Below are 20,139 nucleotides of genomic sequence, written 5' to 3' on the forward strand. Positions count from 1 at the left end.
GTCAGTGGTAATCTTCTTCGCGCTGGTGACGGACGGCGAGGATAATGACGCTCGTTTCACTCATCAGTTTGAAAAGAATGACATATCCGGCTGAACCGAATGGTACGACGAGCTCGCGCAGCAAGGGATCGTCCGCAGAGGCGCGTCTGGCCATAAGCGGGAAATCCTGAAGTATCATCAGAGCTTTCTGGATGGCGTTGATGGCACGTTCGGCCAAATCCGGATCACGTTCGATCAGAAAATCGGCGAGCCGGTCCAGATCTTCATAGAAGGTCTGGGTGTACGTTAGCTCGAAGATCATTTCTGCTGTGCAGCTTTACGGGCTTTCGCCTTTTCAAGCTTTTTGCGCATCAACTCCTGAATGTCGTCCGTTGTATAAAACACACCGGTCCGCTGCGCGTCAGCCAAGCCAGCCAGACCCCGCGCGATGAACTCCGCTTGGGTCCTTCTAAAATCGATCTGGCGGCGAAGAGAGTCCTCTATCAGCGACGACAGGCTCTCGCCTTCTTTCAGAACGCTTTCGGCGGCAGCACGCAATTCAGGATCCACGCGAAGGGACGGGAGAGATGCCGTTTTCATGACGTTCCTCGTGCGTTGCAATTGCAATGCAATATGATGGATCATCGTGTTGTATTCAACTCCCCTCCACCTGACCCAATTCATATGCGCCGCGGTTGAGAAAATCGGGAGCGATCACATCAGAGAAATCCGATCCAGCGGCCGGCGAGCACAGCAGCGATCCAGACCGCGGCCGACAGGGCGGCGGAGAAGCGCAGGCCGGGCCGGACGATGCCTGTCGACACCGCCGTTTTCCAGCCTCGCCCGAAATGAACGATCGACAGGTTGAGAAGGCCGAGGGCGATCAGGCAAAGCTTGGCAAGGAAGGCGGGATTGCCGGCATATTCGACCGCCCTGACGCTGAAGAGGCAGACGCCGGTGACAATGGCCGCGGCAAGGCCGACACCGGCGGCGCGTGACAGAAACGGCGCAACGATCTCAACCGGCACCTTGCGGAAGAAGCCGGCGAGCCTCAGATCAAGTGGCAGGATGGCGCCGACCAAAAGGCCGATCGCCAGGATATGGGCTGCGTTGACGAACAAGTAGAGCGTTCCGGAGCGCCGGAGCGCGAGCGCAGGTGTCGTTGCCGACAGCCATTCGAGAATGTCGATCACAGCTCAGTTCGCCCAGAGGTCAGTTCGTCTTGATGCGGTCGGGATAGATATCGTAGCGCTTCTCGCCGATGGTGAGGCGCACGGCCTTCAGCCGCTTCTCTTTTGGATCCTGCGAACGGTTTCCAAGGACCACCACCTGGTCGCCAGGCTTGGCCACACCTTCGACGAAACCGGAGCGTTCCGTCTGGCGCGGATTGCCGAGTTCGACGAGCCAGACGCCGTCATCGGCGGTGGCGACATCGAGCGTCGGATGCGGTCCGCCCATGGAGATCTTCTCGATGGTGCCGCGAAGCTCGATCTGATCCGCCTCGGCCCAGGACCAGCCGTGATGGGCAATTGCGCCGGTGGCGAAAGCCATCGAAAGCATGGCCGCAGCCACTACTTGCCGTGCTGAAATTCTAAACATGATGTCCTCCCTACCCGTATGGACAGGCAGGTGGAGCATCGAAGCCGGAGGAAAAGGGATTTCACCAAATCTTGAAGAAAGAGGCCGGCGTACGTTCAGGCCAGCAGCCGGGTGACTTCGGCGCTGTGCTTTGGGGCGATGGCATCGGCGATGGTGGTGGAGAACAGCACTTTGCGGGTGGCATCCGCCACCTTGGCGAAGACGTGGCGGATTTGGCAGTTCTGTTCGCCGTCACAATCGTCGCACCGGCGGTAGGCGGTGATCGACAGACACGGAAGCGGCGCGATCGGACCATCGATGATGCGCAGGATCTCGCCGAAGGTGATGGTGTGGGCGGGCTTCAGCAGGAGATAACCGCCCTGCTTGCCGCGGCGGCTGGCGACGACGCCGTGATGTTTCAGGTCGAGCAGGATCTGTTCGAGGAACTTCTTCGGGATCTTCTGCTGCGCCGCGATATCGGAAATCATCACCGGTTCGTCGGCATCGGCATCAGCCAAGACCGTGAGCGCCCGCAGCGCATATTTCGCCTTTTGCGTAATCATTTTTGACCATCGACACACACAGGCGGCACGAATCTTCGCACCGCTACGGAAGTTCTTTTGCCTCTATGGCACAACCAGCATGAACGGAATTTGAACGCACCGGAGAAAGCCTTGAGAGACAAGCGTTTTGGCCTTGTTTTTCTCCCTCGGCCAAGCTCTCTTAATCTATGCCAAAACCGCGCCTTCTGCACCATTTTCGGCATCAATTCAGATTTCGGATTGACAGGCTGCGTGTAACTCTACTATTTCTATAGACATTCGAGTTGCTAATGTGGATTTTCATCCGCAGGCGGCTGCTTTTCTGCATCGCGGCAGCTTCGGAGAGATATTTGCTCCTCCGGCCGCAGCTTTCGAAATCCCTTTTTCTGTCCGATCCATGCGTGAACTGCGATACTCCTGACAACAAAGGACAGGATTCTCATGACTGCTATCAATGCGATTGCGGAAGAAGGGCCGATTGCGGAAGCCCAGGCGCTGAACGACAGGCTGGCAGGCCTCGACCTTGCCGGACGTCTGTCGCTGGTCTCCGGCCTTGGCGGCCGCGTGGTGTTCACGACGTCACTCGGCATCGAGGACCAGGTAATCACCGCCGAGATCGGCACGCACCGCCTGCCGATCGATATCGCCACGCTGCAGACCGGCCGGCTGTTTGCCGAGACGCTGTCGCTGATCGAAGAGACCGAAAGCCAGTACGACATCCATATCCATCGCTTCGAGCCCGAGAAGGCCGATATCGACGCCTATGCGGCGCAATACGGCCTCAACGGTTTCTACGAGAGCGTCGAAGCCCGGCATGCCTGTTGCGGCGTGCGCAAGCTGAAGCCGCTTGCGCGGGCCCTCGACGGTGCTGCGATCTGGATCACCGGCCTGCGCCGCGGCCAATCGGCCAACCGCGCCGAAACGCCGTTTGCCGAATATGACGCCGAACGCCAGCTGCTGAAGGTCAATCCGCTCGCCGACTGGGACCTGGAGGCGATCAAGGCCTTCGTTTCCGCAAACGGCGTGCCGGTCAATCCGCTGCACGCTCGCGGTTATCCCTCGGTCGGCTGCGAACCCTGCACGCGGGCGATCAAGCCTGGCGAGCCGGAACGCGCCGGCCGCTGGTGGTGGGAGCAGGACGAAACGCGCGAATGCGGCCTGCATGTCGCCGAAGAGGCCGCAGCGATCGCCGCACAGTAAATCACCCCACGGCTTTCCCAATCAGGGCGCGGCGACCGCCGCAGCCTTGGGAAAGCCAACTTCCCGGGGAAAACCAACATCAAGGAATTGCTTTGCGGGCACCCGCAAACGATCGACAGTCTGGAGTAAAACATGCCCGATAGCCGTCCGGATACGGAACTCAGCAACCCGCAGAGCGCCAAGGCGCCGCTCGACCCGCATCTGAAAGCGCTGGAAAACGAATCCATCCACATCTTCCGCGAGGTTGCGGCCGAATTCGAGCGTCCCGTCATGCTCTATTCGATCGGCAAGGATTCCTCGGTGCTGCTGCATCTGGCGCGCAAGGCCTTCTATCCCGGTCGCGTGCCCTTCCCGCTTTTGCATGTGAACACCGGCTGGAAATTTTCCGAGATGATCGCCTTCCGCGACGAAACCGCGAAGAAGTACGATCTCGATCTGATCGAGCACATCAATCCGCGCGGCAAGGCCGAAAACATCACACCGTTCACGCATGGATCGGCCGCCTTCACCGATATCATGAAGACCGAGGGGCTCCGCCAGGCGCTCGATGCCGGCCAGTTCGATGCGGCTTTCGGCGGCGCGCGGCGCGACGAGGAAGCCAGCCGCGCCAAGGAGCGGATCTATTCCTTCCGCACGCCCGATCATCGCTGGGATCCGCGCAATCAACGGCCGGAACTCTGGAACATCTATAACGGCATGATCCGCAAGGGCGAGAGCGTGCGCGCCTTCCCGCTGTCGAACTGGACGGAGGTCGATATCTGGCGCTACATCCAGGCCGAGGACATTCCGCTGGTGCCGCTTTACTACGCCAAGAAGCGGCCCTTCGTGGAGCGCGACGGCATGATGATCCTGGCCGAGGATCCGCGCCTGGAACTGCTGCCCGGTGAAGTCCGCCAGGAAGGCATGATCCGCTTCCGCACTCTCGGCGACTTCCCGCTGACCGGCGCCATCCGCTCCCAGGCCACCACCCTCGAAGAGGTGATTGCCGAACTCGAAATTGCAACGGTGTCCGAACGCCAGGGCCGCGCCATCGATCGCGACCAGTCCGGCTCCATGGAAAAGAAGAAGCGTGAAGGATATTTCTGAGATGACCGCAGCCCAAACCGCCGTCTCGGCCGCAACCGTCGTCAACCTGCCCGCCGCCGAGCCGCTCAAGGCCGTGCGCGATACCAGGCCGCTGCGCCTCATCACCTGCGGCAGCGTCGATGACGGCAAATCGACCTTGATCGGCCGCCTGCTCTGGGACACCAAGGCGGTCAAGGAAGACCAGGCCGCCACCCTGCAGCGCGATTCCACCGGCAAGCAGAACGATCTCGGCCTGCCCGACTTCGCATTGCTGCTCGACGGCCTGCAGGCCGAGCGCGAACAGGGCATCACCATCGATGTCGCCTATCGCTATTTCTCGACCGACAAGCGCTCCTTCATCGTCGCCGACACGCCCGGCCATGAGCAATATACCCGCAACATGGCGACCGGCGCCTCGACCGCCGATCTCGCCATTCTGCTGATCGATGCGCGCTTCGGCATTCTGGAGCAGACGCGCCGGCACGCGACGATCGCCTCGCTGCTCGGCATCAAGCAGTTTGTGCTTGCCATCAACAAGATCGACCTGACGGGCTATGACCGCGCCGGCTTCGACAAGATCAGCCATGATTTCCGGGAATTTGCCCTGTCGCTCGGCGTCAAGCAGATTACCGCCATTCCGATGTCGGCGCTGAAGGGCGAAAACGTCGTCTATTCCGGCCAGGCCGCCATGCCCTGGTACAGCGGCCCGACGCTGGTGGAAACGCTGGAGCTTGCCACGGTGCGCTCGTCGCAGACGGTCGGCTTCCGCCTTTCTGTCCAGCGCGTCTCGCGTCCCGGCGAAAGCTTCCGCGGCTATCAGGGCACGGTTGCCGGCGGCTCGGTCAAGCCGGGCGACAGCGTCATGATCCTGCCGTCCGGCATGGTCGCCAATGTCTCCAAGATCGTCACCTTCGATCTCGTCCGCAACGCTGCCGTTGCCGGCGACGCGATCACGCTGGTGCTCGACCGCCAGGTCGACGTGGCGCGCGGCGACATGATCGTCTCGATCGACGCCCAGCCGCAGGTCGGCCTTGCCTTCGACGCGCAGATCGTCGCGCTGCAGCCTGAGGGTATCGAGCCCGGAAAACGCTACTGGCTGAAGAGCGGCAGCCGCCGCCAGCGCGTTCAGGTGCAGCCGCTCAGCCAGTTGGAACTGAAGACCGGCATCTGGAATGCCGCCCAGCGGCTCTACATGAACGCCATCGGCAAAGTCCGGCTCGTCTTCGACGAAGCGGCGATCTTCGACCCCTATGAGCAGAACCGGCTTTCCGGCTCCTTCATCCTGATCGATCCGGAGACCAACAATACGGTCGCCGGCGGCATGGTAACCGGCAAGCGCACGGAACTTGGCGGTCTGCACAATGGCGAAGCCCGCGTCATCCTCTCGCTTCCGGCCGACCTTGCCGAGCAGATCATGGCAAGCGAACTCTTCGCCAGCCGCAGCCACGAGGCCGAGGTGCGGCGCATGACGGCGGCAGAAGCCGCCGACCTCTGGTCGAGCGCTGCTAGCGATATCTGACAAGGGAATAAGGGATAAGGGGCCAGCAAGACTGGCCCCCTCACCGCAGCCAAATCCGCTGGCTGCAGGGCTGGCGGATTCCCTGTCGAGCGGCAAAGAACCGATCAAGGGCTTCGTGTCCGCTTCCGGCCGAATAGTGTTGAAAAAGTCGAAAATCCGGGCTTAACGAAAAGTCAGCCAATTCGTGATTTGAGCGAATGTTGCCGCTCGATGCTGTTTTACTTCCGCTGCGCGGCCCCACGCTGCTTGAACGCAAAATTGACAGGTCCCCCAGCTCAATTTTCTGTGTCTACCGCCCCTAAAAAAATCAGAGTTTGCAGAAAACGGACTTTTTCAATTCACGATTCGCTGTTTACCGCTTGCCCGCGGGCCAATGTGGGGCCATTCTTAGATCGGATCCTGGCGGTGCGGTAAAACGAGAGGTCAGGTCTTGCAACGCTCAATCTCGACCTCGAAGCACTGCCTTTTCTCGGCTGATCCCCGAGCGAGGAGGTTGTCCATGTCCACGCGCTATGTCGACCATCCGCTACAACCGGGCGACCGGGTCCCGAACGTTGTGTTTGATGCGATCTCGAGCGAGGGGAAGATCGCACTTGATGATTTTCGTGGCCGCAGCCCATTGTTGATCGGTTTGTTTCGAGGCCTGCATTGTCCGTTCTGCCGGCGCCATGTCGCGGCCATGGCATATCTCAACCCGATGCTGCGTGAGAAAGGCGTCCAATCCCTGGCGGTGGTAAACACCCCGGTTGAACGCGCACGGCTCTATTTCCGTTACCATCCGATACCCGATCTTCTTGCTGCTTCCGACCCGGTACGGGCTTCGCACCAAGCCTTCGGCCTACGCGAGGTCGGGATCGACACGGCCATGGCGATACTGATCGATCTTCCGGGCGAGTTGCCCGAGCCTATGGGCGTGATGGCAATGGACGAATTTCTCAACGAGAAGGAAGGATATCAGATTACGGAAGCCGATCAGCAGATGATGACTGCCGACCACGGGCAGCTTGTCGGTCAGTTCCTAATCGACCGGGAGGGTATCGTACGCTGGAGCTTCACTGAAGTTCTGGAGGCTGGGCTCCAGACATTCCAGGCACCGAATTCCCAGGAATTGATGTCGGTAGCTTCCCAAGTCGTACATTAACAACGAATAACTCGCTCGACGACCTACCGCCTGGGTGGTGCTCAAGCCAACTGAGCGGACTACTATTTCCCGAGAGCGTTTTTCAGCGCATCGACCACGACGCGGACTGAGGGAACGTCTTTGATGTCCGAATGGACAACCAGCCAGACTTCTCTTGTCAAAGCCTGTTCGGTCTCAATGCGTTGGAGACCGCTGGACTCCAGGACGGCGAAATCGGGGAGCATGACGACACCGGCGCCAAGGCATGCGGTTGCGGCCTGAAACTCCAGAACGGACGACCGCACGGCGATCGGCCGGCCGGCGGCCAGTTCGATCAACCGCAGCTGCTGCGGCGAGGCGTTCATGGTTTCGTCGTAACCGATGAAGGTCCAGTCAGATGGTGGAACCGTTTCGAGATAGGTCTTTGATGCGTAGAGATGGAAGCTTGTCTCGCCGAGCTTGACGATAGAGTAATCGCCGTCTTCCGGACGCGACATTCGCACGGCGATATCGGCCTCTCGTCTGTTCAGGGATGCGAGGCGCTTTTCTCCGACGAGCGTGATCTGAACACCGGGATGGCCTCGCCTGACGGCCGCGATCGGCTTTGCCAGCAGCACGCTTGAGAGAGCGGGAGGCGCGCTGATCCTCACATGGCCACGCAATTCCGTGGCGCTGCTGCGGCCAAGCTGCTCGATTGCCGCAGTCTGCACGGCGACAAGAGCTGCGTGCCTGGCAACCTGCTCTCCCTCCGAGGTTAACATGATGCGCCGTCCGCGGCGGTCTACGAGCTTGCGACCCAGGCCGGCTTCAAGCGACGAAACGCGCCGGCTGATCGTCGCGTGTTCGACACCGAGCTGCTTTGCTGCACCAAGCAACGTTCCCGACTGCGCGAGCGCCAAGAAATGCCGAAGGTCGTCCCAGTCGATTTTTGTGAATTCTCTCCCATTCATTGTGAAACAATAGGGAATTTTCACACATCACGCCATCGCTTAATTTGTGCCCATGAAGGAGCACGAGAGATGACCTACCAAATCATATGGCTGAACGCCCCCGGTGACATCACCCAATTCCATATCGAGGAGCATCACCATTCTGAACCTCCCTGTCATGGCGAGATAAAAATCCGTCATCAGGCGATCGGAACCAACTTTCTCGACATCTATCAACGAAAGGGCATCTATCCGATGCCGTCCTACCCGTCGGTGATCGGTGCCGAGGCGGCGGGCATCGTCGACGATGTCGGGCCTGGCGTCTCCATGTTCCAAAAAGGTGACCGCGTCGCCTATGCCGGGCCGCCGGTTGGCGCCTATCGCTCCACGAGGAATATTGCCGCCGAAAGGGCGATCAAGCTTCCGGATGCCGTTTCGGCGAAAACGGCAGCGAGTTCGCTGCTCAAAGGCATGACCGCCTACATGCTGTTGAAAAAGACCTATGATGTGGGTGCAGGCACTCAGGTGCTGATCCATGCGGCCGCGGGCGGGCTCGGGAGCATCCTCGTTCGTTGGGCCAGATCGCTCGATGCCACCGTGATCGGGACGGTCGGCTCTTCCGAAAAGGCCGCACTCGCCGCATCTTATGGAGCCGATCACCTTATTGTTGGACGAGGCGCCGATATCGTCGCGGAAGTGAAGCGGCTGACGAACGGGCTTGGCGTCGACGTCGCCTATGACGGGATCGGCGGCGATACACTTCTCAAAAGCATACGTTCTGTCCGCCCATTCGGCATGGCTGTCACCATCGGTCAGGCCGCCGGTCCTATTCCACCAGTGCCTGTCGAGGAACTTCGCCCGGGCAAGGCGCTCTGCCATCCAAGCATCATGGCCTGGTGCGCTGACGTTGGACAGTATCGCGAGGCTGCTCTGGCTGCAGTCGGGGCGATGGAAACAGGGATCGTTTCGCAGATCAGTGCCGAATATCGTTTGGCCGATGTTGCCCAGGCGCACGAAGAGATGGAATCCGGACGCTCGGCGGGCAGTATCCTGCTGATCCCTTGATCAGCCAGAGAAACAGTGCCGGCAGAGTCCATGGATCGCTGCCGGTGCTTTTCAGTCCTCGGTGTGTGTTTCGACGCGCTTGGGCGGTACCATTTATCCATAAAATGGCATTATGTTATGTATTTCAGATATCTATAGCCATAGACATTGTTGAGATAGGGTGCCCGCCATTGCGGTGGGCTCTCGGCACAGGCCGACCGCTCTCCCGCAAAATGACGCTTGGCACCGCAGTCGGCGGCCAATGACAGGGAAAGGTTTACAGCTCTATGTCTGCACATGAAAAGCCACTTATCGCGATTGCCGGTGCAACGAGCAAACAGGGGCGCAGCGTCGCCGCGACACTCCTTGACAGCCAACGTTTCCGGGTGCGTGCTTTCACCCGGAAGAAGGATTCGCCTGAGGCTTTACGTCTGGAGGAACGCGGCGCTGAAATCGTGGCCGTCCCTCTCGAACTTGGCCGTCAAAAGGACCTCGTCGCCGCCTTCAAAGGCGCGGATGGCGCATTTCTGATGACGCCGCCGATCGCCCCGCCGGAGACCATCGAGGCTCCTCTCGGCCGACAACTGGCGGATGCCGCCGTTGAGGCCGGCGTCGGGCATATTGTTTTCAGCACCCTTGAGAATGTCGAGAAGATCACCAGCGGGACGAAGTATGCGCCGCATTTTACCGACAAAGCGCTCGTTGCAGACTATATTCGCGGCCTGCCGGTCTCCCATTCCTTCGTCATGCTGGCATTCTTCTACACGAATCTGCTCGAATATTATGTGCCGCGCATGGAGGGCGATACGCTCCTCCTGCCGGTCTATCTTCCTGAAGATTTCCGAGCGCCTTTTGTCGATCCGCTGACGGCGACCGGGCCGGCCGTCCTCGAGATTTTCTCAAACCCCGAGCGCTACAACGGGAAAACGCTGCCGATCGTTGGCGATATCATTTCTCCGCGCGAGATGATCGAAACCTTTCAGCGCGTGACCGGGCTCAAGGCCGCGTATCGAAACGCTTTCACCCAGGATGGCCTCCTGCGCTATTTTCCAGAGTTTGCCGCCAACGAACTTCTCGTTCGAGAGCTTCTGGGGATGGTCGAATATGCTGTCGACTGTGGCTATTTCGGCAAGGAGCACGATCTCGATTGGAGCCGTCGCCTGAACGCCGATACGCTCAACTGGGAGCAGTATCTCAAGACGACGAGGTGGCGTGGCGATAAACAATCTTTTGGACTCTAAATCACGATGGCCGGATTCCCGGCAATTTGGAAATCTCGGCGACAAGAAAGTCGACGAGAAGCCGAACGCGGGCAATGGCTGCACGCTCTGGAACGATCAGCAAGCTCACCGGAACCGGTAAAGGACGATAGTCGCCAAGCACGACCTCGAGCTGGCCGTCATCCAGAAGATCGTGGACCAACCAGAGGTGTGCAGGACCAATGCCGCGTCCGGCGGAAAAAGCTTCGCGCGCCGCAAGCCCGTGATCGACGCGCAACTTCCCACTGACCGGGATTATCAGGCTTGCGCCATCGGCAGAGGAAAGAACGAGCCGATCGCTTCCCGCCACATTCGACATCACGACGGTTTCGTAGCGTGACAGATCGGCTGGGCGCTCCGGCCGTCCGTGAACGGACAAATAGGCCGGAGCGCCCACCAGCAGCCGATGGCTCTCTCCGAGCGCATGAAGTTTCATTGCGCTGTCGGCGAGAGGCCCGAGACGGAGTGCGACGTCAACGCCTTCGCGAACCAGGTCGATCCGCTCGTCCGTCAGGTTGAGGTCGACCCGAATGTCCGGATGCTTGTCCTGGAAATCAAAGATCAGGCGCGTGACGTGCATCACGCCGAGCGCGGCCGTACACGAAAGCCGAACAGCGCCCGCGGGAGCCTGACGGGCATCTCGCGCTTCTTCGGCAGCCTGTTCGACCAGGCGCAATATCTGCAGGCAGTTGGTATAATAGCGGCTGCCTTCGTCGGTCAGGGTGACGCGGCGCGTGGTTCGGCTGAGAAGCGGTACGCCGACAGCCTCTTCAAGCTCATTGAGGTGCCGCGTCACGGTGGATTGACCGACACCCAGCTCTCTTGCGACCATCGACAAATTGCCGCGTTCGGCGACTCGGACAAAGGTGCGCATTCTTTCGAGAGACAATCCCGCACTATCCATTTTTCAGCACAATGATCCTCATTCCCTCCGTATAGGGAATAATCTGGAATGTGCCTAGTTCGAGCATACGACAGTTCGGTCGCATTTCATTCGGCAGATCGTATCGGATTACCGCGTCGAGCCGCGTGGGATGATGGAGAAGCCGCAATCGACCTTGTCTTCGCCGGGCGGCTCGTCGCGGATGGCGCGCAGCAGCATGTCGGCGACGCGGTAGCCGATATCGTAGCGTGCAATCTGCACCGTCGTCAGCGTCGGCTGGGTGAAGGCCGAAAATTCCAGATCGTTGAAGCCGCAGATGCCGACATCCTCCGGCACGCGGATACCGCGCACTGCGCATTCGATGAGGACGCCGAGCGCCAGATCGTCGCTTTGGGCAAAGACGGCATCGATATCCGGCACGCGCTGCAACAGGCGGGCAAATAATTCCCTGCCGAGGCCGGTGCTGCTTCCCTCATCTCCGCCAATGGCGAGATCGGGATCGAAACGGCCGGCTTCCCGCAGCGCGGCCTCATAGCCTTCCTTCCGGCGACGCGAGCGAATATCCGTGCCGCGGCCGATGAAGCCGATCCTCTCATAACCCCTCGACAGCAGGAAGCGGGTGGGTTCGGCGCCTGCCGCATGATGATCGAGGCCGACGACGAGCGTTGCCGGCTCCTGGCTGAGATCGGTGATATGGGCGATCGGACAGGTGGCATTCTCGATCAGCGGCAGAAGATCACGATAGGATTCGGCGCCGGCGATGATGACGCCGGCCGGCTTCTGCGTCAGGACGGATTTGAGCTCGCCGGCCTCGCCGTCGGCATGGTGGAGCGTATTGGAATATTGCACGCGGAATTCGGTGGCGCGCAAGCAATCCTCGATGCCGATCATCAGGCCGGCGAAGCCGTGCTGGTGCAAAGCGGGCGTGATGACGCCGATGATGCCGTTATGGCGGCCGGCCAGCGCCCGGGCGGCAAGATTGGGGATGTAACCCATTTCCTCCACCGTGCGAAGGATGGTCTGGCGCAGATCCTCCGAGACGATTTCAGGATTGCGAAGCGCGCGCGAAATCGTGATCGGGCTGACCCCCACTTTCTTCGCCACATCGCTCAACTTCACCTGCGCACCGCGCCTGGCCTTCCGCCCCCGCTCCACTGCTGCCCTCATCGCCCCGTTATATCTAGCCCGCGAGACTCATTTGCCCTCGAATCGCGGCCTTTACTTTCTGAAGAAGAAATAATTTAGAGTCTACTAACATTTTAAATTCGCAACAGGATCCGGGAATATAACTTCCGGAAAGAGCAACAAGTTCGTCCGTCGGCGAATTACGGAGGCATGCGGCGAACGGATCACCGCCTCCGGGAATAAGTCCATTTATTTTCGAATGAAAACATCGCGAAGGACGCGAGCGCGGCAAAATCGGGCCGGATTTTTTGAGAAGCTCAAACGCTGGGGGAGCGAAGATTAAATTCCAGTCATAGCTTACAAATCGGCAATATAAACATGATCAAACTTTAATTTGTAAATCCGCTCGGTGGGATCATATGAATCCCGAGCGCCAATTCTTCTCTTCCCCCCGGTCGCCGCCCCCGACGACTGCGCGTTCCCAAGAGGAATTGGCGCCAAACGCCATCCGACGCCAGGTCCCAGGACATGGAACCACGACGCCATCCAAAACCAACGCTCTCGCAAGGGATCATCACCCAAGGGACCACCACCATGTCACACATCCTCCGCAACCATCGCGCAGCAGCGCTTGTCGGGGCCGCGTTCATCGCCGGCGCGGCATGCCTACCCTTCGCCATCAACGCCTCCAATGCCGTTGCCGCGCCGTCGGATACCGGCGGTACTCTCGCCCCCAGCGGCTCGTTTGCCTCCATCGTCGATGCCGACAAGCCTGCCGTCGTCACCATTACCACCACAATGAAAGCCACCGATGTCAGCGAGCAGGAATCGCCGATGGACGAGCAGTTCCGCCAGTTCTTCGAGGATCAGGGCATCCCGCTGCCGCGCCAGGCACCGCAAAAGCGGCCTTCGCAGCAGGCGATGGCGCTCGGCTCCGGCTTCATCATCAGCCCGGACGGGGTGATCGTCACCAACAACCATGTCATCGACAATGCCGTCGATATCAAAGTGACGCTGGATGACGGCACGGAACTGCCGGCCAAGCTGATCGGCACCGACCCGAAATCCGATGTCGCCGTGCTGAAGATAGAGGCGGGCAAGCCGCTGCAGACCATTGCCTGGGGCGATTCCGACAGGCTGAAGCTCGGCGACCAGATTCTGGCGATCGGCAACCCTTTCGGCATCGGCACTACGGTGACGGCAGGCATCGTCTCGGCGCGCGGCCGCGACCTGCACAGCGGACCCTATGATGATTTCATCCAGATCGACGCCCCGATCAACCATGGCAATTCCGGCGGTCCGCTGGTCGACCGCAGCGGCAATGTCGTCGGCATCAACACCGCCATCTATTCGCCGAATGGCGGCAGCGTCGGTGTCGGTTTCGCCATTCCTTCCGATGAGGCCAAGGCGATCGTCGCCAAGCTGCAGAAGGACGGCTCGATCGATCACGGCTATCTTGGCGTGCAGATCCAGCCGGTCACCAAGGATGTCGCCGATGCCGTCGGCCTCGATAAGACCGGCGGCGCGCTGGTTGCCGCCGTCACCGCCGATACGCCGGCCGCCCATGCCGGCCTGAAGCCCGGCGATATCGTCACCTCAGTCGGCGGCGAGAGCGTCAAGACGCCGAAGGACCTGTCGCGCCTGGTCGCCGACCTTTCGCCGGGCGCGAAAAAATCCCTCAGCGTCTGGCGCGACGGCAAGACGATCGATCTCAACGTCACCGTCGGCACCAATGAGGAAGGCCAGAAGCAGGCGGCGGCCGAAAGCCCCGACACTCAAGACCAGAGCAGCGGCCAGCCGAGCCTCGGCATCGGCCTTGCCGACCTGACGCCCGACGTGCGCCAGCAGCTTAACCTGCCGCGCTCCGTCAACGGCGCGGTGGTCGCCAAGGTCGCTCCGGACAAGTCTGCGGCTGCCGCCGGCATCCAGTCCGGCGATGTCATCGTCTCGGTGAATGACAGACCTGTTCATAACGCCCGCGACGTCAAGACCGCGATCGCAGACGCAGGCAAGGCCGGCCGCAAGTCGGTGCTGCTGCTCGTCGAACGCGACGGCAACAAAACCTTCGTCGCCGTGCCGTTTGGGGCGGCCTGACGGTCACCCGAGCTTTTGCCGCAAACAGGAAAAGCCCGCCTGAGGCGGGCTTCTCGAACCGGTCTGTCGGCAAGAAATCTATAGGGCGCCGCCCGCCCCTCTATTTCCTGCTCAGGAAGATTTCAGCTTCGTTGTCTTTGCGCGCATCCGGGATTTGCCCTTTTGGCGGTTTGCCTCCTGCTGCTTCACCGCATCGGATTGGCTGCGTTGCGCGGCCTCCAATTGCTGCCGCGTCGGGAGATCATGGTCGTAGCTGGAAGCGCTGAATGCCGTCGCGTTGTCGAACGGACCTTTGTGTGGACGCGCCAGACCATAGGCTTGCTTATCAGCGCTATCGATCCCCTGCTCCGCCGATAGTGACCGCGCTTGACGCGCCTGCGTTATCAGATCGTCGGCGGTCGAGCTTGACGTCGCACTTTTCCGCACGGGGGCGATAATCTTGCGTTTCCTGGCCCTGTCCTTTTGATCGGCGTGAATCCCGGACATGTCTTCTTCCTTGTTCGTCATGTCATCGTGACGATCGATGGGGGGCCGTCGACGTCGCAGCAGACCCGTTCACGGGATCTCGGACAATCGTTCAGGCAGCCTGGTTTTGGGAAAGCGGTAAGCTGGCGGCCGCAGCGATGCGTCCGCACGCCCAGACGCCGTATACCGCGCGATCCGATAGGCTTTCACCGGGGCGCCGCCGTCATCCTGCCATCTGGCAAAGGAGCCGTCTTCCAAAGCCTGCGGAAGCGGGCCTGAACTCAACTGTGTCGCCAGATACATTTTCAGAGCCGATTTCAACGCGGCCTCGTCGACGATCCCCATCTGGAAACAATGAATGAGGAAACTTGTGGCGCTGATCTCGCCATCATCGGTCGCGTAGGTTTCGCCGCCGCGAAAGCCGGCCTTTCGGAGGATGCGGTCCAGCATTCTCAAATTATGGATATCGAAAAATTGATCTGATGTGGAAGACATGGTGTCCTCCTTCGTTGGGGCTAGGGTTCACTGGCGCTAGCGTTACTGGCGCGCCCCAAGCAGCGGTGCCCGTATCGTGCCCGCCGATAGTTTAGCTTGCGCTCTTTACCATCTGACCGCAACCTCATTCGGCGGCCGCCATTGATAATGGCGGGGCGGAACCCATTTTAGAGAGAGGAGGATACGCATCATGCAGTTCAACGGTGAAGCGACCCTCACAAAGCCGTCGGCACTGGCGGTTTCGGAAAGGCGTGCGCTCATAGATCACCTCAGAGAGGTGATCGCAGGCCTGGCTCACGGGCTGGCGGCCGACGGATTGCTGGACCTTGTGCCGCCTCTGCTTGAGATAAACAAAGTCCTCCGCGATATGACGGATGAAATTTCTCGTGCGGACCCGGTCTATTCCGACGAGATCATCACTGGTACGGTGCGCTTGATCAAGACATCGCAGGCTTTGCTTGATGACCGGGTCATCGTGCAGACGATCCATTGAGACTGACGATCGGACATTCCGGCAGGCTGATCGCCAACCATCTGGCATCAAGCTGCCCGTTCCGGCCAGCCGTGCATCGACAATCATCGCCGGGTCCGAGGTCCGCATAGCGGCTCGTGCCCACTTCCAAGGATCAACCGCAATGGCACTTATCTTTCCCAATAGAAGCCGCAGCTTCGACGAAGCGCGAAAAGGTGTCCGCTTCACCGGCTATGACGGCATGTTCGAGGTCAGGTTTCTGGTCGAAGAAGCAGCGCTCGGCAGCGCGGTCACGCACAATTCTTCCGAAGCCGCATACCTCAATGCCTTTGATGCAGCGCGTTCTGCTATTCAGGAGGCGGCATCGAGAGTCTATCAGCATCGACGCGGAAACAACTTCACGCTCACGGCTGCAGATTTTCGCTGACCGCGAGAAGGCGTACGGCCGGCGAACTGAAACGGCCACCATCCTGCTGCTGCCGGATGAGACAGGGGGAGCAGAGCATATGGTTTCCACACGATACCGCCCGAAAGACCTGAAGCTGGCGCGTCGCCATATCGTGAAGGCGGCGCATCGCGTTGCCGATCAGGAAATGGTGATCAGGAAACTATTGCGCAAAGGCAGACCCTCCGGATCGGCCTATGCGCTGCTCAGCAGGCTCTACGACGATCAACGGCGGAAACTCGATCGGCTGAAGCTGATCGAAGCGATGGTTGAGGTAGAAGTGCAACCCTGTATGGACGTGCCCCATAATCCCGGCACCTCCGCGCCTCCCCTTGTGATCGTGCACAGCAGCGAGATCTCTCTGCCGGACCGGCAATCCGCCCCGCCTTGTAGCGCAGATGATTGGCGCCCATATTTGGTGTAGTGGCAGTTTGTGAAACGGGCGCTGCTTCCCGGGTAATCAGAGTTATCCGGCCCCAACCAAAGGAGGGCATGATGTCTTCCACGGTAAACATCCATTCGTGGAAACGCCTCGCCCAGCATATCGGCAGGTTCCGGTACATCGACTTCCTGGTGAAATCGACACCAGCAATCTGTCTGACATTTATCGTCTATATCATTCTCAACGATGTGTTCTGGTAGGCGCTGCAAGACTGTTGCGGCGAGCCAGGACGCTTTGCTGCCGATCAAACGAAGGACTGAAACGCTGACGGAATTGGATAACGCGATGGAATTGCGAGCAATGGGTGAACAAGACTGCCTCGCCTTTCTGGCAGGCCACACCCGTGGCCACCTGGCATGCCTCGGCGAGAAATATCCCTATATCGTTCCCATCCAGTATGCCTATGAAAGAGACCGGCTTTTCATATTTTCCATGCCGGGCCTGAAGATTGATCTATTGCGTGCCCATTCACCAGCCTGTGTTCAGGTTGAAGAATTCGGCGAAAACCGAACATGGAAAAGCGTGCTTGTTCAGGGCACCTATGATGAGCTGACCGATACGCCGTCCCGGCATGACGAACGCATCCACGCCTGGTCTCTCCTGCAGCAGCAACCGTTTTGGTGGGAACCCGGATCGCTTGCCTTAAACTCGGAAAGCGAATACAGCCCTGCTCCCTCCATATTCTTCGGCATTTCGATTGAGGTGGTATCGGGGAGGCAAGTGGTTTAGTATGGAGCCTTCAGGCTCGCCGCGATATCCTTGATTCGCAAGGCGGCGCAGCTGCATGATATATGGAACTCCAGACAGACACTTCCAGCTAAACGCTGTCCGATACCAGCCTTTCCCATAGGGGCGCGGATTGCTTGATGCATCCACCAACGTGGCCAGCCGAACCGCAGCACTGCGTTCAATGCCACGCGACCACTCATAGGGAAAACGATGACAGACGCACCTGAGAATGAAGCGCTTTTCAACATCACCGGACACTATGTGCAGGAATTGAAGGCCGTTCTTCAAAGCGAGAGCATTGTCGAAGGCACCGACTACGAAAACAGCGCCTTTAACGAAAAACGACGGAACGAAGGACTGCACCTGCTGCGATTCCACAAGACCGGCACGGCAGCGCAGGCAACGCAGATCTGGGAAAAACATATGACGGCCCGAGCGCATCGATAGGACGGCACCAAGCCAATTCTTCGATTGAGGCCGGCTTGGCTCGTTCCGGAGCCGATAGAGCATGATGCCGATAAGTGTGAGCGGTTTTCGGACGACACCATGCTCTCACTCTTTAATTGAGACCAGGATTCAGATTCTAGGCCGACCCGGCCTAAATCATCCTGTTCTAGTGCTGACGCGCGGCGACATGAGCTGATGTCCGGCGCAACATTGCCTTGAAAGGAAAAATCATGACCAACGACACAACCAAAAGGGCCCAGCCCGCCAAAGCGGCCGTGGCTGACGCCCCCTACGACGTCATCTATTTCGCGAAGAAACACCGCATTTCCAACGAGGATGCCAAGGACATCATCGAAAAGCACGGCGCCAATCGCAAAGAGGCGGACAAGGCGGGCCGGCGTATCAGCGTTTAGGGCAGAAAATAACCTCGCAGGCGTTCGAAACTAAAGTCTTTATTTGATGCATGTCGTTGTCCCAAAACCGCTGTACGGTTTTGGGCGAGATGCAGCAGCCTCTATAGTCTTTGCATCTGCTAGCGATGCCACGATGCAACAGCAACGGACGAATTAACCCTACTGGCTTACCTTAATATCAGCATGCGCTTGAATACGTCGACTCCTGTGCCATCGTAGCCTCACGATAAGACTTCTGGTTCGTGAAGCAGCTCGCCGGAACCGTGGCCCGCCTTTCCGGGGAGAGGCCGGCTTGCCTTTACAGGGGCCGAGCTCAATCAAATGGAGGGTGTGCCATGAACAACGTCTTGGAATTTCGTCCAAAATGCCCGCATGTCGAAAGCCTGTCCGACTGCCGGGAAGCCCTTGAACCGGCCGTGATGAAAATCGTCAGCGACGCCATCGGCAGGGGATACACGGCAGCGGAAGCCGCCATGGTGGTTGCCGATATCGCCGACGATTACATCCTGATGCTGTCGCGGCAACTGCAGCATTGACCCACTTTGCGGGCGCGCAACTGTGCCTTCTTGAGCCATCGCAGGAGCTGAACTCGGCGCGGATCGCTGTGTCTTTGCAGGTCTGGATCTTCCAACAGGCCAGGTGACGGATGACAAAATAGCTTCGCGGTTGCCGATAGCCGGGAGCAACGCCCTTTCTTGAGACGCTTGCATGAGTGGATCGCGCAGCAACTGCAGGGGTAGCAGTGGGGTACAGGAGACGAGACCTGCCGCGCGATCCGCCGGCAAAACCCCTGATATTGTCGGAAGTTCCCCGGCAGAGATACGACGCCACAACCCCGGAAATTCCGCCGAGGATCATTGACAACCTGCCCGGGCACGTTGCGACCATCACACCGATGAGCTCCCGCCGGGCGAAAACCGACAGGCAAATCACAACGCCAACGAAAAACCCCGCCGGAGCGGGGCTTTCAGCGGTCCAAGTGGAGCAAGCCGAACATTCGGCCCACGTCTCAAACAAGATCGATCATTTCAAAACCCGGCAAAAGCACCTCTTTCGCGAGCGTTCAGGGCGCTGCTCTGTTCCGCTCAATCTTTGAATCATTACCGTAATGTAGCGTGTAATGATCACGTGCGAGGTGACCCTCCCACCTAACGCCACCTTGGCTGGCGGGGCGGAGCATTGGCCTGGATTTCGTGCAACGGCGCCCGCGCCCCGAGAAGTTTCTTCAGCTTCTTCTCCTCCGCCGGGCCGATCCCAAACTTGCGGCAATGCTCCGCAACATCGTGCTCTCGCGGGCCGGGAATGCGAACTTGGCGATTGCTCATGCTCTTCATGTCTGTTTCCTCCTGAGAGGAAAACCAGCAGGCGGCCGTTTTGTTCGTTAGGGACGTCTAAAATTTGGGGGTTTTGATTGCTTCGGTTTTGGGGCACGTCAGTCTGCTGGCGCCTGGTGCTCGCCGATCAATTGATCTTCAACCAATGCCGAAGCGCCGCCACCGCGCCGTCGCTGGCATAGGCAATCATCCCGCCGATCGTCAGGCCGGCGAAGGCGATCAGGCCTGAAATGCCGTAGCCGATCGATTTCATCCGTTTCCACTCTTCAAGCGGCGGCTCGACAGCATCGTGGTTCTTCTCGACGGTCTCCTTGAGGGTTCTGATTTCCTCGCGGATCTGCACATCCGCGCCGCCGCTGATCGCCACCTTGGTATCGAGTTGGGCGATCTGCCTGGCCTGCTCGTCGAGCCGCTTGTGGATCACGGCGCGGCTGTCATGGGCGTTGGCCTTTTCGTCGCTGACCTCGTTGCGGAGAAGCGCGACGTTTTCCTCGATGCCTGTTAGCCTGCCTTCGACGCGCCCGAGAGCGCGGAGGATATCGTCATTGGATGTCATCTCT

General features: G+C 59.4%; 27 protein-coding genes. 15 read left to right on the forward strand and 12 right to left on the reverse strand.

Translation table 11 applies throughout. The annotated features are described in order from the left end of the window. Nucleotide 1: 1 nt before the first annotated feature. The 5 genes from FFM53_RS06865 to FFM53_RS06885 all read right to left on the reverse strand — a co-directional run bounded on the left by FFM53_RS06865 (nt 2) and on the right by FFM53_RS06885 (nt 2,120). Nucleotides 2-301 carry a type II toxin-antitoxin system RelE/ParE family toxin gene (locus FFM53_RS06865; RefSeq protein WP_138387814.1) on the reverse strand — a complete coding sequence of 100 codons (300 nt, stop codon included), beginning with the start codon at nt 299-301 and terminating at the stop codon, nt 2-4. Next, nucleotides 298-579 carry a YlcI/YnfO family protein gene (locus FFM53_RS06870; protein ID WP_138388026.1) on the reverse strand — a complete coding sequence of 94 codons (282 nt, stop codon included), beginning with the start codon at nt 577-579 and terminating at the stop codon, nt 298-300. The genes FFM53_RS06865 and FFM53_RS06870 overlap by 4 nt, the downstream gene beginning before the upstream one ends. Nucleotides 580-698: 119 nt before the next feature. After that, nucleotides 699-1,172, reverse strand: coding sequence for a DUF6644 family protein (locus FFM53_RS06875; protein ID WP_029874339.1), 474 nt, complete (start codon nt 1,170-1,172; stop codon nt 699-701). Between the two features lie 19 nt (nt 1,173-1,191). After that, the gene (locus FFM53_RS06880) at nt 1,192-1,578 is read right to left on the reverse strand and encodes a DUF6152 family protein (RefSeq protein WP_138328625.1); all 387 of its coding nucleotides are present in this window, start codon (nt 1,576-1,578) and stop codon (nt 1,192-1,194) included. Nucleotides 1,579-1,673: 95 nt separating this feature from the next. Then, a complete protein-coding gene (locus tag FFM53_RS06885; protein WP_003546399.1) occupies nt 1,674-2,120 on the reverse strand; it encodes an RrF2 family transcriptional regulator in 447 nt (148 codons plus the stop codon). A gap of 420 nt (nt 2,121-2,540) precedes the next feature. On the opposite strand from FFM53_RS06885, the gene FFM53_RS06890 reads away from it, so the two are divergent. From FFM53_RS06890 to FFM53_RS06905, 4 genes are all read left to right on the forward strand, one after another. Beyond that, nucleotides 2,541-3,299, forward strand: a complete 759-nt coding sequence (locus FFM53_RS06890) for a phosphoadenylyl-sulfate reductase (protein ID WP_138387815.1) — start codon at nt 2,541-2,543, stop codon at nt 3,297-3,299. Between the two features lie 132 nt (nt 3,300-3,431). Then, a complete protein-coding gene (gene cysD / locus FFM53_RS06895; RefSeq protein ID WP_003546395.1) occupies nt 3,432-4,385 on the forward strand; it encodes a sulfate adenylyltransferase subunit CysD in 954 nt (317 codons plus the stop codon). 1 nt (nt 4,386) lies between these two features. Further along, nucleotides 4,387-5,883, forward strand: coding sequence for a sulfate adenylyltransferase subunit CysN (cysN, locus tag FFM53_RS06900; protein ID WP_138387816.1), 1,497 nt, complete (start codon nt 4,387-4,389; stop codon nt 5,881-5,883). Between the two features lie 499 nt (nt 5,884-6,382). Next, on the forward strand, nt 6,383-7,024 hold the full coding sequence (locus FFM53_RS06905; protein WP_138328629.1) for a peroxiredoxin-like family protein: 642 nt from the start codon (nt 6,383-6,385) through the stop codon (nt 7,022-7,024). Between the two features lie 62 nt (nt 7,025-7,086). Here the strand turns inward: FFM53_RS06905 and FFM53_RS06910 are convergent, their stop codons facing one another. Then, a complete protein-coding gene (locus FFM53_RS06910) occupies nt 7,087-7,953 on the reverse strand; it encodes a LysR family transcriptional regulator (protein WP_191092489.1) in 867 nt (288 codons plus the stop codon). 69 nt (nt 7,954-8,022) lie between these two features. Between FFM53_RS06910 and FFM53_RS06915 the strand changes: the two genes are divergently transcribed. Together FFM53_RS06915 and FFM53_RS06920 are read left to right on the forward strand one after the other, a co-directional pair. After that, nucleotides 8,023-8,997, forward strand: a complete 975-nt coding sequence (locus FFM53_RS06915; protein ID WP_138387817.1) for a quinone oxidoreductase family protein — start codon at nt 8,023-8,025, stop codon at nt 8,995-8,997. Between the two features lie 266 nt (nt 8,998-9,263). Next, nucleotides 9,264-10,217 carry an NmrA/HSCARG family protein gene (locus FFM53_RS06920; RefSeq protein WP_138387818.1) on the forward strand — a complete coding sequence of 318 codons (954 nt, stop codon included), beginning with the start codon at nt 9,264-9,266 and terminating at the stop codon, nt 10,215-10,217. 1 nt (nt 10,218) lies between these two features. Here FFM53_RS06920 and FFM53_RS06925 read toward each other — a convergent pair whose 3' ends face one another. Next, nucleotides 10,219-11,139, reverse strand: a complete 921-nt coding sequence (locus tag FFM53_RS06925; RefSeq protein WP_138387819.1) for a LysR family transcriptional regulator — start codon at nt 11,137-11,139, stop codon at nt 10,219-10,221. 108 nt (nt 11,140-11,247) lie between these two features. Further along, entirely contained in the window at nt 11,248-12,285 is a 1,038-nt protein-coding gene (locus FFM53_RS06930) for a LacI family DNA-binding transcriptional regulator (RefSeq protein WP_138328634.1), read from the reverse strand. A 552-nt stretch (nt 12,286-12,837) separates the two neighbouring features. On the opposite strand from FFM53_RS06930, the gene FFM53_RS06935 reads away from it, so the two are divergent. Beyond that, a complete protein-coding gene (locus FFM53_RS06935; protein ID WP_138387820.1) occupies nt 12,838-14,337 on the forward strand; it encodes a DegQ family serine endoprotease in 1,500 nt (499 codons plus the stop codon). Between the two features lie 111 nt (nt 14,338-14,448). Here the strand turns inward: FFM53_RS06935 and FFM53_RS06940 are convergent, their stop codons facing one another. After that, nucleotides 14,449-14,823, reverse strand: coding sequence for a hypothetical protein (locus FFM53_RS06940; RefSeq protein WP_138328984.1), 375 nt, complete (start codon nt 14,821-14,823; stop codon nt 14,449-14,451). Between the two features lie 69 nt (nt 14,824-14,892). Further along, nucleotides 14,893-15,297 (reverse strand): hypothetical protein, encoded by a 405-nt coding sequence (locus tag FFM53_RS06945; RefSeq protein ID WP_138328636.1) that lies wholly within the window; start codon nt 15,295-15,297, stop codon nt 14,893-14,895. A 190-nt stretch (nt 15,298-15,487) separates the two neighbouring features. Between FFM53_RS06945 and FFM53_RS06950 the strand changes: the two genes are divergently transcribed. From FFM53_RS06950 to FFM53_RS06985, 8 genes are all read left to right on the forward strand, one after another. Then, on the forward strand, nt 15,488-15,790 hold the full coding sequence (locus FFM53_RS06950) for a hypothetical protein (RefSeq protein ID WP_018449489.1): 303 nt from the start codon (nt 15,488-15,490) through the stop codon (nt 15,788-15,790). Between the two features lie 142 nt (nt 15,791-15,932). Then, complete coding sequence (locus FFM53_RS06955; protein WP_138328637.1) at nt 15,933-16,196, forward strand: DUF1488 family protein; 264 nt, start codon at nt 15,933-15,935, stop codon at nt 16,194-16,196. Nucleotides 16,197-16,275: 79 nt separating this feature from the next. After that, nucleotides 16,276-16,638, forward strand: coding sequence for a hypothetical protein (locus FFM53_RS06960; protein WP_138328638.1), 363 nt, complete (start codon nt 16,276-16,278; stop codon nt 16,636-16,638). A 71-nt stretch (nt 16,639-16,709) separates the two neighbouring features. Beyond that, the gene (locus FFM53_RS06965) at nt 16,710-16,856 is read left to right on the forward strand and encodes a hypothetical protein (protein ID WP_173883550.1); all 147 of its coding nucleotides are present in this window, start codon (nt 16,710-16,712) and stop codon (nt 16,854-16,856) included. 85 nt (nt 16,857-16,941) lie between these two features. Beyond that, entirely contained in the window at nt 16,942-17,385 is a 444-nt protein-coding gene (locus FFM53_RS06970; protein WP_138387821.1) for a pyridoxamine 5'-phosphate oxidase family protein, read from the forward strand. 210 nt (nt 17,386-17,595) lie between these two features. Further along, nucleotides 17,596-17,832, forward strand: a complete 237-nt coding sequence (locus tag FFM53_RS06975; RefSeq protein WP_017959490.1) for a hypothetical protein — start codon at nt 17,596-17,598, stop codon at nt 17,830-17,832. A 230-nt stretch (nt 17,833-18,062) separates the two neighbouring features. After that, a complete protein-coding gene (locus FFM53_RS06980) occupies nt 18,063-18,245 on the forward strand; it encodes a DUF3606 domain-containing protein (RefSeq protein ID WP_138387822.1) in 183 nt (60 codons plus the stop codon). 335 nt (nt 18,246-18,580) lie between these two features. Continuing rightward, nucleotides 18,581-18,781 (forward strand): hypothetical protein, encoded by a 201-nt coding sequence (locus FFM53_RS06985; protein ID WP_128403799.1) that lies wholly within the window; start codon nt 18,581-18,583, stop codon nt 18,779-18,781. A 612-nt stretch (nt 18,782-19,393) separates the two neighbouring features. Here FFM53_RS06985 and FFM53_RS06990 read toward each other — a convergent pair. Beyond that, the gene (locus FFM53_RS06990; RefSeq protein WP_012556939.1) at nt 19,394-19,579 is read right to left on the reverse strand and encodes a hypothetical protein; all 186 of its coding nucleotides are present in this window, start codon (nt 19,577-19,579) and stop codon (nt 19,394-19,396) included. A gap of 127 nt (nt 19,580-19,706) precedes the next feature. Further along, nucleotides 19,707-20,135, reverse strand: a complete 429-nt coding sequence (locus FFM53_RS06995; protein ID WP_138387823.1) for a DUF1515 domain-containing protein — start codon at nt 20,133-20,135, stop codon at nt 19,707-19,709. Nucleotides 20,136-20,139: the final 4 nt, after the last annotated feature.

The organism is Rhizobium indicum, assembly GCF_005862305.2.
Classification (GTDB): Bacteria; Pseudomonadota; Alphaproteobacteria; order Rhizobiales; family Rhizobiaceae; genus Rhizobium; species Rhizobium indicum.